At 30.6% G+C, this 14357-nt stretch carries 13 protein-coding genes; all 13 read left to right on the forward strand.

Going from position 1 to position 14357, the window contains the following annotated elements; translation table 11 throughout:
- Positions 1 to 105: 105 nt before the first annotated feature.
- A complete protein-coding gene (gene wecB / locus FEM21_RS14435; RefSeq protein ID WP_035661836.1) occupies positions 106 to 1215 on the forward strand; it encodes a non-hydrolyzing UDP-N-acetylglucosamine 2-epimerase in 1110 nt (369 codons plus the stop codon).
- 9 nt (positions 1216 to 1224) lie between these two features.
- The gene (locus FEM21_RS14440) at positions 1225 to 2460 is read left to right on the forward strand and encodes a glycosyltransferase family protein (RefSeq protein ID WP_152547422.1); all 1236 of its coding nucleotides are present in this window, start codon (positions 1225 to 1227) and stop codon (positions 2458 to 2460) included.
- A gap of 75 nt (positions 2461 to 2535) precedes the next feature.
- Positions 2536 to 3270 carry an FkbM family methyltransferase gene (locus tag FEM21_RS14445; RefSeq protein WP_051627622.1) on the forward strand — a complete coding sequence of 245 codons (735 nt, stop codon included), beginning with the start codon at positions 2536 to 2538 and terminating at the stop codon, positions 3268 to 3270.
- A complete protein-coding gene (locus FEM21_RS14450; RefSeq protein WP_035661840.1) occupies positions 3271 to 4053 on the forward strand; it encodes a glycosyltransferase family 32 protein in 783 nt (260 codons plus the stop codon).
- Positions 4054 to 4076: 23 nt separating this feature from the next.
- A complete protein-coding gene (locus tag FEM21_RS14455) occupies positions 4077 to 5261 on the forward strand; it encodes a glycosyltransferase family 4 protein (RefSeq protein WP_035661841.1) in 1185 nt (394 codons plus the stop codon).
- A 75-nt stretch (positions 5262 to 5336) separates the two neighbouring features.
- Positions 5337 to 6482 (forward strand): glycosyltransferase, encoded by a 1146-nt coding sequence (locus FEM21_RS14460; protein ID WP_035661844.1) that lies wholly within the window; start codon positions 5337 to 5339, stop codon positions 6480 to 6482.
- Between the two features lie 26 nt (positions 6483 to 6508).
- Positions 6509 to 7339, forward strand: coding sequence for an FkbM family methyltransferase (locus FEM21_RS14465; protein WP_035661846.1), 831 nt, complete (start codon positions 6509 to 6511; stop codon positions 7337 to 7339).
- A 19-nt stretch (positions 7340 to 7358) separates the two neighbouring features.
- The gene (locus FEM21_RS14470) at positions 7359 to 8240 is read left to right on the forward strand and encodes a glycosyltransferase family 2 protein (RefSeq protein WP_035661849.1); all 882 of its coding nucleotides are present in this window, start codon (positions 7359 to 7361) and stop codon (positions 8238 to 8240) included.
- 188 nt (positions 8241 to 8428) lie between these two features.
- Positions 8429 to 9595: an acylneuraminate cytidylyltransferase gene (locus FEM21_RS14475; protein ID WP_035661851.1), complete on the forward strand. Its 1167-nt coding sequence runs from the start codon at positions 8429 to 8431 to the stop codon at positions 9593 to 9595.
- A complete protein-coding gene (locus FEM21_RS14480; protein ID WP_035661854.1) occupies positions 9582 to 10457 on the forward strand; it encodes an N-acetylneuraminate synthase family protein in 876 nt (291 codons plus the stop codon). Before FEM21_RS14475 ends, FEM21_RS14480 begins: the two co-directional genes overlap by 14 nt.
- Before the next feature lie 378 nt (positions 10458 to 10835).
- Positions 10836 to 12233 (forward strand): glycosyltransferase family protein, encoded by a 1398-nt coding sequence (locus FEM21_RS14485; protein WP_035661856.1) that lies wholly within the window; start codon positions 10836 to 10838, stop codon positions 12231 to 12233.
- 124 nt (positions 12234 to 12357) lie between these two features.
- Positions 12358 to 13791: an MBOAT family O-acyltransferase gene (locus FEM21_RS14490; RefSeq protein ID WP_035661857.1), complete on the forward strand. Its 1434-nt coding sequence runs from the start codon at positions 12358 to 12360 to the stop codon at positions 13789 to 13791.
- A gap of 103 nt (positions 13792 to 13894) precedes the next feature.
- The gene (locus FEM21_RS14495) at positions 13895 to 14236 is read left to right on the forward strand and encodes a GIY-YIG nuclease family protein (RefSeq protein WP_035661859.1); all 342 of its coding nucleotides are present in this window, start codon (positions 13895 to 13897) and stop codon (positions 14234 to 14236) included.
- Positions 14237 to 14357 lie beyond the last annotated feature (121 nt).

Consider the following 14357-nt stretch of genomic DNA (forward strand, 5'->3'; position numbering starts at 1 on the left):
TCTGAGCCTATCGAAGACCTTATAAGATATATATTTCGACAAGCTCAATATGACAGTTTATAAAAAAAATAGTGATGCCCAATGGGTTAAAATAATGCATTCTTAATGAAAATACTGTTGTGTTTTGGTACGCGTCCTGAAGCGATTAAAATGGCTCCTGTTTACCATCAATTAAAAAAACAAGTTAATGTTGAGGTAAAGCTATGTGTAACAGCCCAACACAGGGAAATGTTAGATCAGGTATTGGATTTTTTTGAAATCGTTCCCGATTATGATCTGGATTTAATGCAACCAAATCAAACCTTAAATAGCCTCAGTGCTCTTATTTTGTCTAATATTGATATAGTACTTAAAGAAGTAAAACCCGATTTGGTTTTAGTACATGGCGATACCACGACCTCATCTATGGTTGCTCTGGCAGCTTTTCATTTAGGAATTAGAATAGGGCATATCGAAGCAGGATTACGTAGTTTCAATAAGCAAACTCCTTTTCCGGAAGAAATTAACAGGCAATTGACATCTAAGTTAGCCGATATCCATTTTAGTCCAACAGCCGTAGCTACTCAAAATTTATTGAATGAGGGGATTCATTCTCAAAATATCATACAAACAGGAAATACTGTTATCGATACTTTACAGTGGACTTTGACTAAAATTTCAAAAGAAGAGTATTCGCTTCATGAAATTGAAATATTAAAAAAGACCATTCCTGCGGATAAAAAAATAGTCTTGGTTACAGGACATCGCAGAGAGAATTATGGTGAAGGCTTTAAAAATATATGTAACGCCTTATTGTCAATTGCAAATCGGGATGATGTAAGTATTGTCTATCCTGTACATCTGAATCCGAACGTGCAAGATGTTGTATATCAAAAATTAGCCGATCAGGAAAATATTTATCTGATTGCTCCAGTATCTTATCCTGCCTTTGTCTGGTTGATGCAGCAATCTTTTTTGATTGTTACTGATTCAGGAGGCATTCAAGAAGAAGCTCCTTCGTTAGGTAAACCTGTTTTGGTAACCCGCACAGTTTCGGAAAGACCGGAAGGAGTAGAAGCGGGGTTTTCTCAAATAATTGGTGCTGAACAAGAAAAGATTGAAAAAAGTATTGTAGAGCTTTTAGATACATTTTCAGGCTTTAAGGATATTGAAAATCCTTATGGAGAAGGAAATGCTTCGCAAAAGATTGTTGATTTTTTACTAAGTAAAATATAAATGAAGATATTGGTAGTTGTTGATTCAATCGACATTGAAAATAGTAGTGGTTCTAAAGCCAATATAGCATTAATCCAAAATCTGAAGAAATCGGGTTTTGAAGTATTAGTGTATCATTATTCCAGAAAAGAAATTTTTTTAGAAGAGATTAACTGTAAATCTATAAAGGAAATTAAATTTTCTTTTATGTATTTTTTGAGTCGTGTACAAAGAGAACTGTCTAAATTGTTTAAAATTAATATTAATAAACAAGTAGAATCTCTTTTTGGTTTTTCATTTACTTTTTTTAATGATGTGAACAGTATAAAAAAAGCTTTGGAAAATAGGGATGATTTTGAGCCAGATTGGATACTTACATTAAGTTATGCATCTAGTTTTAGACCTCATAAGGCTCTTTTAGGGATACCGCAATGGCATTCTAAATGGTTGGCTTATGTACACGATCCGTATCCCATGCATAGTTATCCCAGACCTTATGATTGGGTAGAACCGGGACATCAATATAAAAGAGATTTTTTTTGGGAAATTACGGAGAAATCAAAATATGTGGTCTATCCAAGTCAGTTATTGGCGGAATGGATGCGAGGCTATTATTATAATCAAGTAGGAAAGGAAATTGTTATTCCACATCAAATTTTTGAAAAAGATGGGAATAATGCTGCTATTTCATTGCCCGTTTTTTTAAATCCCGATAATTTCAATATTTTACATGCAGGAAGTATGATGGATGCCCGTAATCCTATAGCGCTGGTAAACGCTTTCGAACTTTTCTTAAATAAAAATCCGGAAGCTAAAAATCACGCAAAATTGCTGTTTATCGGAAAGCCATCTTCTTTTGATGCATTTATTAAAGAAAAACAAATGAATGTTTCACAGATTTACTTAAGCGATGATTACATGTCTTTTCAACAAGTAAATGCAATGCAACAAGCTGCAGCAGTCAATGTTATTTTGGAAGCAATAGGCCCAATAAGTCCCTTTTTACCAGGGAAATTTCCGCATTGTATTCAGTCTCAAAAGCCGATTCTCTTATTAGGTCCATACTATAGTGAATCTAAAAGCTTGTTAGGCGAAGAATATCCTTACTGGAGTGAAGTAACTGATTTTGAAAAAATACAGTTACTTATAACTGATTTATATGATAACTGGCTAAAAAATAAAAATCAAATAATGGATAGACCAGATTTAAAATATTATCTTTCTTCTGAGCATTTAAAAAAAGTTATAACGGAATTAAAGTTTTAATCTTTCTAAGAATGATAGTCTTTATTTTTTTTGGAATTAGAATTAAATTCAATGTAAGTTTTGTAAAATTAAAATATGATTTATTTTAAGAATTGGTTGTTTATCATTTTTGTTAAAGTTATAAATAAGTATGGAAGATTTTTCTTTTTAAGTAAAGTAAAGTTTTCCAGTAAGAGAATTTTAGAAAAAAATTTTAAAGAGAAAAAAAAATTTAATTTTATTCAAGTTGGAGCTAATGATGGAATCAGCTTTGATTTTTTATATGATTTTGTAATAAAAAGAGATTCTAGCGGTGTAGTAATTGAACCAGTAATTGAATATTTTAAAGAACTAGAATATAATTATAAAGATTATGAAAAAATAATTAAAATTAATCAAGCTGTTCATCCATTTTATACAGAGGTTATTATAAACAGAATTAATCCTCATGTGATTCAAAAATACCCAGATTGGGTTAAAGGTATAGCGTCATTAGATTCGAAACATCATAAAAAAACAGGAATAGATAGTAATGATATTATTCAAGAGAAAGTAAAGTCAGATACTCTAATGAATATTATTAAAATAAATTTTTATAGTAATACATCTTTGGACTATTTGCAGATTGATACAGAGGGTTTTGATTATGAAGTTATAAAAATGATAGATTTTAGTTTTATTAAACCTAAAATTATAAAATATGAATATGTTAATTTAAATAAAGAAGACCAAAACAGAGTGTGTTTTTTGTTGAAAAAACAAGGATATTACTTATTTAATGAATTTGGAGACACAATTGGTATTAATTTAAAAAATATTAAATTAATATAAATGATTCCAAAAACTATACATTATTGTTGGTTTGGTAACAAACAAAAGCCAAAGTTAATTAAGGCTTGTATAAGTTCATGGAAAAAGTATTTGACTGGTTATGAAATTTTAGAATGGAACGAAAGAAATGTAGATTTAAATAATCCTTTTGTGCTAGAAGCTTTAAGATTAAAGAAATGGGCTTTTGTAGCTGATTTTGTCAGATTAAAAGTGTTATATGAAAATGGAGGGATTTATCTAGATACTGATATGATGGTCATAAAAAAATTTGATGATTTACTTTTAAATAATTGTTTTTTTGGAAAGGAAGATGATAATTTCATTAGTGCAGGAATTATAGGGGCAGTGAAACATAATGAATTTATAAAAAGATGTTTATTTAAATATGAAAATATTTTAATAAACAATAAGACTGATTTTAATAAAATAACAATGCCAATAATTGTAACTCAGACATATAAAGAGTTTTTAGAGGGTAGGTTATTAGAGGATTTCAAGGATATTGATGTAATGATTTATCCTGTTTCTTACTTTTATCCATTTCCCAATAAAAAAAAATATGATATAAAAAATTATAAAAATTATATTGAGCACTTAACTTTTGCAGTTCATTTATGGAATGCGTCTTGGGTTGAATATGATGAGTTCGATTATCTTAAAAATAAACAATATTTAAAAGCTTTTTTAAAATTATGTAAATCAATTTTTTTGGATAATAAAATGAGTTTTTTTTACATGAAAAAAATTTCACGTCATTTTATCTATTCGTTTAAAAGGAGATAAAGATAAATTTGTAAATAAAAAAAATGTATAAAAAGTATTTAAAAAAAATAATATTTTTTTTTCTCTCAAGATATTATTTATTGCGATTCCTCTATTTTGAAGCTCAAAAAATAAAGAAAGCAGATATTGTTTTCTTTTTACCATATTATCATACTGGAGGAGCTGAGCGTGTACATATTGCCATATTAAAAGCACTTCAGGAAACAAAATGTACGGTCATTTTTACTCATGGTTCTGCAACAAATAATTTTTTTAAAGAGTTTAGTCAATATGCAAATATTATAGAATTGAATTCTATTCTAAATAAAAAAGATAATTGGATCAATGAGAAATTACAAGAGATAATAGTAAAAACAATAAATACTAGTGTGTCTGTTAAATCTGTTTTTGGCTGCAATACCTCATATTATTATCAAATAGTATCGAAGCTAAAAGATATAATTATAAAAAATGATTTGTTTCATGCTTTTGAAGAAAATGACGATAGAGAAATTGATGTAGTTTCAACAGCTTCAATTATAGATAATAGGATTGTTATTAATGAAGTTGCAAAGCGAGCTATTTTGAAATTTTATGGAAGACACCAGATTGATTCAATATACAACAGTAAAATTAAAATCATACAAAATGGAGTTGAAATCAAAGATTCTTTTTTTCAAAAAAAAAGCGAAACTAATTTCAAAATAGGTTTTATTGGTAGATGGTCAACAGAGAAAAGAGCATATTTGTTTTTAGAAATTGCAAGTCAAATTAAAAAGAAGTTTCCTAAAGTTTGCTTCATCATGGCAGGTACAGGAATGAAAACTAATTTGAATAAAATTGTAGCATCTGGAGTTGAGTTCTTAGGAGAAATTACTGACGATAAAGTTTTAAAAGAACTATACAATGAACTTCATTTTGTTCTTTTGCCTTCAAAGTATGAGGGGTTTCCAATGGTAATTATGGAGAGTATGGCTCAAGGAGTGATTCCTATTGCAACTGATGTAGGAGGTCTATGTGAACATATCATAAATAATAAGAATGGGGTGTTAATTAACGATGGTGATGAAGATATTATAGTGTCTGATTTTGTGGATTCAGTCGGGAAATTAATATCAGATAAAGAACAAATGGTTGTTCTGTCACAAAATGCCTATCAATATGCACACACCAATTTCCAGATAGAAAAATTTAATGATAGCTATAAGCAAGCCTTATTTAAGAAATAATATTGACAAAAGGTTTGTGATTTAAATTTAATGTGTTGGTTTTTAGTTATTATGAATGATTAACCTGATATAGTTATGAAAATTTTAATGGTTTCTATGCCTTGTTTGCATTTTTTTAGATGGGCAGAGCAATTACAGGATTCAGGTCATGAAATCTATTGGTTTGATGTTACCGATGGAGGTAAAAAGGTAAAAAGAATTCATTGGGTAAATCAAATAGTAGGTTGGAAATTCAGATGGAATTATCCTGGTAGAACTTTTATAAAAATTAATTTTCCTAGACTGTATGATTTTATTCAGCGTTTTAATGAGCGGGATATCAAAAAGATTTTTGAGAGGCATTTGTTAGAAATTCAACCAGAAGTTGTTCATAGTTTTGCTTTATATATTTCCTGTACTCCTATTTTACAGGTAATGAATAAAAATCAGAATATTAAATGGATATATTCTTCATGGGGGAGTGATTTATACGATTTGCAAAATCATTCTAAATATTTGATTGATATACAAAATGTATTAAAAAGAGTTGATTATTTATTTACAGATTGTATAAGGGATTACAAAATTGCTCAGCAGCATGGTTTTGAAAATGATTTTTTAGGTGTTTTGCCTGGTGGAGGAGGTTATCATTTGAGTGAAATGGAAGCAAAGATAAAGGCAAAAGAAATTAGAAGCACAATTCTTATCAAAGGTTTTCAAGGGAAATGGGGAAGAGCAATAAATGTTTTGAAAGCATTAGAAGGAATAAAAGATAAGCTAAATCTTTATACTATTGTAGTCTTTGGAGCAGATAATAAAGTTGTCAGTTTTTGCGAAAATTCAGAATTGTCTAAATGGATGAATTTTAGTGTTTTATGTAGGGTTACACAAGATGAGGTTTTTAATCTGATGGCAAAATCATTTTTATTAATAGGAAATAGTGTTTCTGATGGTATGCCTAATACTATGCTGGAAGCAATGTGTATGAAGGTTTTTCCAATTCAGTCTAATCCGGGTGGAGTTACCCAGGAGTTAATAAAGGATGGTTTTAACGGATTTTTAATTGAAGATACAGAAGATGTAGAAGGAATTAGCCAGATAATATTAAGAGCTCTTAATGATAGCGAACTTATTAAAAAAGGAATAGTACACAATTCTTTGAATATTATCCCAAATTTAGATTACGATATAGTTAAAAAGAAGGTTCTTCAAAGCTATTTGAGCGTGCTACAAGACAATTGATTATTAATATAAAGAAAAATACCTTCATGATTAAGAGTTTATACAATGTTTATAAAACCGTTTTGAAGAACTGGCAAATTACAAAAACAGCTAAATATAATTTTAAAGAAAAATTAACCGTCTTTAAGATACTTAATGAATTGTATTTTAAGTCTTTGTTTTATAAAAAAAGAACAGAAATTGTTCAAAATATTTTTCAATTTAAAGTTTCAGCTAACAGTTATACTACCCTGAGTTTTTTGTTTAAAGAAATTTTTATTTCCAGGGATTATTTTTTTCAAGCAGATAATACTAGACCTATCATAATAGATTGTGGGGCTAATATTGGAATGTCTATTCTTTTTTTTAAGTTTATTTACCCCAACTGTTCAATTATTGCTTTTGAACCTAATCCTAAAGCTTTTTATTTATTGAAAAAAAATGTGGAGCAAAATAATTTGCAAAATGTCGAATTGTATAATTTGGCTTTGTCTGATGAAAAGGGACAAATAGATTTTTTTGTAGGTAATAATGAAGCTATTTTGTTAGCTTCTACAATTGCTGAAAGAGGAGGTCATGACGTATTTAAGATAGGGTCTGATAAATTATCGAACTATTTAAATACTAAGGTAGATTTAGTGAAAATGGATATTGAAGGTTCTGAAAATAAGGTTTTAAGTGATTTGGTATTAACTGATAAAATAGAGAATGCTAAAAATTATATTATTGAGTATCATCATAGGATTAATAATCAAAAATCATCCTTGTCAGATTTCATAAAGCTTTTTGAAGAGGCAACTTATGAATATAATATAAAATCATCATTTAGTAAGATAGGTGTTTTTCAGGATATACTTTTAAGTTTTTATAAGGTTTAATCTTCAAGACAAAAGTATAATGCAAATATCATTCCTTATCGTTACTAAAAATAGACCTGAAGAATTGCAGTTTACACTTAAACAATTGCAAACCTTTTTCGATATAGAAAATCACGAAGTCTTAATTTTTATTGATGGTTGTCAGCTAACTGAAAAAATACAAAGTCAGTTTCCCTGGGTAAAGTGGTATGTGTCTAATGAAAGTATTTTAGCTTCTCCGGCACGAAATTTTTTGTATCAGCAGGCAAAAGGCGAAATTTTTATAGGCCTTGATGATGATGCACATCCGTTAAGTACTGATTTTATAAGCCTTTCGCAACAAATTTTTAAGCAATATCCTAATGTTGGCGTATTAGCCTTTCAGGAAATAAAAGGGGTTTTTAATTCGGATGAAGAAGTTCTTGCTCAAGGGGAAGAAAGATTGAATGAATATTTATGTAGTGAATTTGTAGGTTGCGGTTTTGCGATCCGTAAAGAGGTTTATGAAGCAACTAATGGTTTTCCGGTTTGGATAGATATTTATGGTGAAGAATCCTGTGTATCAATTGAGGTTTTAGCTCAGGGATACGACATTCTTTATACCAACAGGATCTCGGTCAATCACAGAGTAAATAAAGAAGAACGTTTTAAAATAGGCAGAAATTATTTTAGGTTTGAAAAACAATTAAAAAATTCAGCCTTTTATTATTTGGTGTATTATCCATTTCCATTATATAAAATTAGTCGATTACTATGGCATAATTTTAAAAAGTATGCTTTTAAGGATTGGAATTATTTTGTTACTTTTTTTTCATCCATTTTTACAATTATTATTAATTTGCCAAGGGTTTTTAAGTATCGAAACCCAATTGATTCAAAAATTTTAAAAAGAATTCGACAATTACCTAGTCCTAAATATTAATTTTTAATATAAGAATCTGCTTAAAATTCATCAAAATTAATTCCCCAATCTCACAACTGCAGATGTAATTTTGATGAATTTTCAAGAAATTTTCCACCCTTTAGAGAATGGGGAAAAGAAAATTTCTTTTTTTATAAATTTAAACAAGCTCTAATATAATTTAGCTTTATTATTAAATGAAAAAATAAATGAAAAAAATAGCCATAATCCCATTACGTAAAGATTCCAAAGGAATACCCGCTAAGAATAAAAAGAAATTACTGGGGCGTCCACTCTTTTCATGGGTGCTGGCGGAAGCTGTTTTTTCTGAATTGGATGCCGTTTATGTTTTTACCGATGATGTCGAAATTATTGATTTTATTACTAAGGAATACCATTGGACTACTAAAGTAAAAGCACTATTGCGTTCGGATGAAAATGCCGGAGATACAGCTTCGACCGAAAGTGCAATGCTGGAATTTGCAGAGCAGATAGAATATGATTTTGATATTCTATGTCTGTTGCAGGCTACTTCTCCTATGACAACGGCAGCTGATATCAATGCGGTTTTAGACAAAATAGAAAATGAAAAATACGATTCGGCACTTACAGTCGTTAATACGCATCGTTTTACCTGGAATACAGATGGGACACCGCAAAATTACGATATGTTCAACAGACCTCGAAGACAAGATTTCGAAGGTTTATTGATTGAAAACGGAGCAGTGTATGCGACTACTAAAGAGGCTTTTATTAATTCTAAAAGCCGATTGAGTGCCAATATAGGTTTAGTTCAAATGGCTGAGACGACTTTAGTCGAAATCGATTCAATGACCGATTGGAAAATCGTAGAACAATTACTGGCAGCACGTCTTAAAAAAAGTAAAAAACACCAACGCATTGATTATCTCGTTTTGGATGTTGATGGCGTATTTACCAATGGTCAAGTGTTTTATTCGGCTGATGGTGAATTAGCCAAGGCTTTTGATATGCGTGATGGAATGGGATTAGAAATTTTGCGTCAGCATCAAGTAGAAGTAGTGGTATTGACCTCGGAAAATTCCCCCTTGGTAGCCCAACGAATGAAAAAACTCCAAATTGAAAATACATTTTTAGGAGTAAAAGATAAATATGCTTTTTTACAGCATTTCGTAAAAACCAGAAATACCAATTTTGCTGCTTTGGCATATATTGGAGATGATGTAAATGACTTGGCTAATATTTGCAGTGTAGGCTGGTCTTTTACACCGGCAAATACTACTGAAATAGTAAAGCACCATGCTGATTATTTGCTGACAAAAGCATCTGCCGATGGAGCTATTAGAGAAACATGTGAAAAAATAATTGCATACAACGAGCGTTATGAACAACTATAAAAAACCTTATGTAATTGCCGAAATAGGTTGCAATCATAAGGGAGAAATGGAAATTGCTAAAGAGCTCATTAAAATTGCCAAAATATTTTGCAATGCTGATGCCGTTAAATTTCAAAAAAGAAATAATAAAGAATTATTGACCGAAGCTCAATACAACGCTCCACATCCTAATAGTTCGAATGCTTATGGTGAAACATACGGTGCCCATCGCGAATATTTAGAATTTAACGTTGAGCAACACGCTGAATTAAAAAGTTATTGTGAATCAATTGGGATAGTATATTCAACCTCGGTCTGGGATACCACTTCGGCGAAAGAAATAACCTCGTTAAATCCGGATTTTATCAAAATTCCATCTGCTTGTAATAATAATTATACCATGTTGTCCTGGTTGTGTGAAAATTACCAAGGCGAAATTCATATTTCGACAGGAATGACTACTAAAAAGGAAACAGAAGATCTGGTAAACTTTTTTATTGAGAAAGGGCGTAATCAGGATTTAGTGTTGTACAACTGTACTTCGGGATATCCGGTTCCTTTTGAAGATGTTTGTTTGTTAGATATCAATTTGTTGCAATCCCAATATGGAGACAAAGTAAAGCATATTGGTTTTTCAGGTCATCATTTAGGTATTGCAGTAGATATAGCGGCTTATACTTTAGGAGCTAATATTATTGAAAGACACTATACTCTGGACAGAACATGGAAAGGAACTGATCACGCCGCTTCATTAGAACCTATGGGATTGCGTAAATTAAGTCGTGATTTGAATGCCGTGTATTCAGCATTAGCATTCAAATCAACTGATATTCTACCTATCGAGCAAGTCCAAAGAGAAAAGTTAAAGAATCAAAAGGGATAAATTATTTAGATCGAAGAGTGATTTATTTTAAAAGAGAGTATAAAATGATATTTATTTTGAATTTAAATATAAAATCTGATTTTTATATTCAATTGTCCTTAACTTCTGCAGTCGAGTGTCAAATGTTTGAAGAATACGTAAAAAGAAAATTTGTTTGAGTGTAACGAGTTATTTTCTTTTAGTATTCGAAAACTAATTTGACCGACGAGGAAGTACAGACTTGATTTTTTTGTTTCTTTTTTGATCAAGCAAAAAAGAAAATAGGTAAGTCTGCTTTTTTTAATGAATGTATTTACTCATATTTTTAATTAATAACTATTATGTATATTACAATACTCCTATTTTTGCCACAGTTTAAAAAAAATACTTTTAAAGTAAATGACAAACAAAAAAATACTTGTTTTTTTCCCTGATGGTGTAGGACTTCGCAATTTTGCTTTTACCAAGTTTAAGGAAATTGGTGAACAAAGAGGAAATCAAATTATTTATTGGAACAATACGGTATTTCCTTTAAAAGAAGAATTAGGATACGATGAGGTGAAAATTGAAACGCAAAAGATCCATCCGTTAACTCCTTTTTATTGTCGGATTAGAAAGCACATCGAATTGAATGTTTCGCAAAAGAAATTCAATGATAAAGTATATGCTACTTATAAATTTCCTTTTAATTATAACGGATTCAAGAATACACTGATGACTGTTTTCATCAGGATACAAATTGGTTTGAACTCTTCTGAAAAAGGTGTTCTTCGCATTCGAAAACGTATTAATCAATTAGAACGCTCAACTACAAAATACGAATATTGCAAGAAGCAATTACAGGAAATCAAACCAGACTTGGTTTTTTGTACCACTCAGCGTGCTTCACAATCTATAAGTGCTTTATTAGCGGCTAAAGATTTAGGAATTCCTACATTGACTTTTGTATATTCCTGGGATAATGTGCCCAAAGCAATGCAATTAGTAGAAACCGATTATTATTGTGTTTGGAGTGATTTAATGAAAAAGGAAATGCTACAATATTATCCTTTTATAAAAGAAAATCAATTAATAGTTACCGGAACACCTCAGTTTGAACCTCATTACGATGAATCTTTATTGCAGACTAGAGAAGATTTTTTCGCTCAATATAATTTAGATTTGAATAAAAAATACATCTGCTTTTCGGGTGATGACGAAACCACTTCTCCGTTAGATCAATATTATTTAGAAGATTTAGCAAATGCTGTTCGTAAATTAAACGTTGATGGTTACAATCTGGGAATTATTTATAGAAAATGTCCTGTGGATACGACATCACGTTACAATAAAGTAATTGAAGCAAATCAGGATATTATCGCAGTGATTGATCCCTTATGGCAAGCGATGGGTAAACAATGGAACGAAGTTTTTCCAACCAAAGCCGACTTACAATTGTTACATAATGTTTGTGTGCATTCCGAATTGGTAACCAATGTATGTTCTTCTACAGTATTTGATTTTGTTGCTCATAATAAGCCATGTATTTATTACAATTACGAACAGCCACAATTAAAGAAAGGAATTCGGGATATAGGACAAAATTACAAATACGTTCATTTTAGAAGTATGCCAAGTCCGGAAGCAGCGATTTTTTGTACTGATAAAAAGCAGTTAGCGAATCAAATTAAGGCAGTTTTGGATGGTAAGCTTTCCAATGTTTCCGAAGGAAAAAAATGGTATAAGATTGTAGCGGGCAAAACACCTACAAAAGCTTCTGAAAAAATATGGGATGCGGTTGATAGTATTGTAAAATGAAATCAGAATTTGAAAATTTTGTTCTAGCTTTGCTGCTTCAAAAGTTTATTTGTGTTTAGCTCATTTAAATAATAAGAGAAGGTGAAACACTTATAACTTCTAACTCATAACTTCTAACTTACAGATGTTTTTCAACTCCCTGGCTTTTGCTGTTTTTCTACCAATTGTTTTTTTTCTGTATTGGTTTGTTTTTAATAAAACCAAAAGCTCGCAAAATGCACTTTTAATTGTTGCGAGTTATTATTTCTATTCCTGTTGGGATTGGCGTTTTCTGTTTTTATTGGTTTTCTCTACTTTTTTAGATTATTACACAGGTATTCGAATAGAAAAGAGTGAAAAAGAAAGCGATCGTAAATTTTGGTTTTGGCTGAGTATTGGAGTTAATTTAGGTTTTCTGGGTGTTTTTAAATATTACAATTTCTTTGCCAGTTCGTTTGCTGAATTAGTAACAGGAGTCGGTTTTAAAGCAAGTCCGCTTTTATTAGAGGTGGTATTGCCTGTTGGGATTTCATTTTACACTTTTCATGGCTTATCTTATGTCATTGATATTTATTACAAACGAATCAAAGCCGAATATAACTTTGTAGATTATTCTTTATTTGTAAGCTATTTTCCGCTTCTCGTGGCTGGACCAATAGAACGAGCAACCCATTTGTTACCCGAACTAAAAGTCAAACGAACTTTTGATTACAATCAGGCCAAAGACGGAATTTGCCAAATGATTTGGGGATTAGTTAAAAAAGTAGTGATTGCCGATACTTGTGCCACTTATGCCAATGCCATTTTTGATCATTATCCTTCCATGAATGCTGCATCCCTTATTTTAGGAGCTATTTATTTTGCATTCCAAATTTATGGCGATTTTTCAGGCTACTCCGATATGGCGTTAGGAATGTCAAAATTGTTCGGATTAGAATTATTACGCAATTTTAATTACCCGTATTTTTCAAGAGATATAGCCGAATTTTGGCGTCGCTGGCACATTTCGCTATCGTCATGGTTTCGTGATTATTTGTACATTCCGTTAGGAGGAAGCAAAGGCGGATTGTGGATGAAAATCCGTAATACCTTCATCATTTTTGTAGTCAGTGGTTTTTGGCATGGTGCTAATTGGACCTATATAGTTTGGGGATTTCTCAATGCTGTTTACTTTTTGCCATTGCTTTTGTCGAAAAGCAACCGAAATAACATGGATACCATTCAATTAAAGTGGAATTTTGACTCAGTAAAAGTAATATGGAGTATTCTTTGTACTTTTTTATTAACCTGTGTAGCTTGGGTATTTTTTAGAGCTAAAACTGTTACTGATGCAGTTGCTTATTTAAAGGGTATTTTTACCAATGGTAAGTTTGCTTCTCAATATTTAGATAACGAACGCTATAATTATGAGTTACTAGTGATGATAGCTTTGTTTGTTTTAATCGAATGGAACTCACGCAGTAAAGTAGAACCACTTTCCGGAAAAAGAAATGGGTTGAAATTAGCTTTAGCTATTGCGGCTATCATGGCTTTCGGAACTTTTTCAGATTATAAAGAATTTATTTATTTTCAGTTTTAGTATCTTTTCATAAAAGTATAATAAATACGCATTTTTGTCATCTCGACGAAGGAGAGATCACATAAAGAAATGCAGCACTAATTCAAAAAATACAAGGAAAGTTATGTTTGAATATAAAGAAGGTTATCATTCTTATTATGTGTATATCATAACAAATCGATATCGTTCGACTTTTTATATTGGTATGACAAATAATTTGCGAATAAGATTGCAACAGCATCATGAGAATATTGTAGAAAATAATAAAACATTTGCGGCTAAATATGGCTTAGAGTTTTTAGTTTATTATGAGAAGTTTACATGGGTTCAGTTGGCGATTGCCAGGGAAAAAGAATTAAAAGGATGGAACAGAACTAAAAAGATAACTTTAATTCGTTCATTTAATCCAGAATTTGAATTTTTGAATGATAGTTTTAAAAGTAGGGATGTGATTCCTCCTCTATAAACAATTTCGAACCCACGAAAACGGACTAGGACTTGTATTGCCGCCTTTGGCTTGAAAAAAAAAAAAAACAAAGACAATAATTATTAAAACAGTTCAAAGAATACAACAAAGAAATAACACA

Source organism: Flavobacterium seoulense (genome assembly GCF_000695795.1).
Lineage (GTDB): Bacteria > Bacteroidota > Bacteroidia > Flavobacteriales > Flavobacteriaceae > Flavobacterium > Flavobacterium seoulense.

Bases quoted from the DNA above. Each gene is read 5' to 3' on its own strand.
- wecB (WP_035661836.1), top strand. From the start codon at position 106: ATGAAAATACTGTTGTGTTTTGGTACGCGTCCTGAAGCGATTAAAATG.
- FEM21_RS14445 (WP_051627622.1), top strand. From the start codon at position 2,536: ATGATTTATTTTAAGAATTGGTTGTTTATCATTTTTGTTAAAGTTATA.
- FEM21_RS14450 (WP_035661840.1), top strand. From the start codon at position 3,271: ATGATTCCAAAAACTATACATTATTGTTGGTTTGGTAACAAACAAAAG.
- FEM21_RS14455 (WP_035661841.1), top strand. From the start codon at position 4,077: ATGTATAAAAAGTATTTAAAAAAAATAATATTTTTTTTTCTCTCAAGA.
- FEM21_RS14460 (WP_035661844.1), top strand. From the start codon at position 5,337: ATGAAAATTTTAATGGTTTCTATGCCTTGTTTGCATTTTTTTAGATGG.
- FEM21_RS14465 (WP_035661846.1), top strand. From the start codon at position 6,509: ATGATTAAGAGTTTATACAATGTTTATAAAACCGTTTTGAAGAACTGG.
- FEM21_RS14470 (WP_035661849.1), top strand. From the start codon at position 7,359: ATGCAAATATCATTCCTTATCGTTACTAAAAATAGACCTGAAGAATTG.
- FEM21_RS14475 (WP_035661851.1), top strand. From the start codon at position 8,429: ATGAAAAAAATAGCCATAATCCCATTACGTAAAGATTCCAAAGGAATA.
- FEM21_RS14480 (WP_035661854.1), top strand. From the start codon at position 9,582: ATGAACAACTATAAAAAACCTTATGTAATTGCCGAAATAGGTTGCAAT.
- FEM21_RS14485 (WP_035661856.1), top strand. From the start codon at position 10,836: ATGACAAACAAAAAAATACTTGTTTTTTTCCCTGATGGTGTAGGACTT.
- FEM21_RS14490 (WP_035661857.1), top strand. From the start codon at position 12,358: ATGTTTTTCAACTCCCTGGCTTTTGCTGTTTTTCTACCAATTGTTTTT.
- FEM21_RS14495 (WP_035661859.1), top strand. From the start codon at position 13,895: ATGTTTGAATATAAAGAAGGTTATCATTCTTATTATGTGTATATCATA.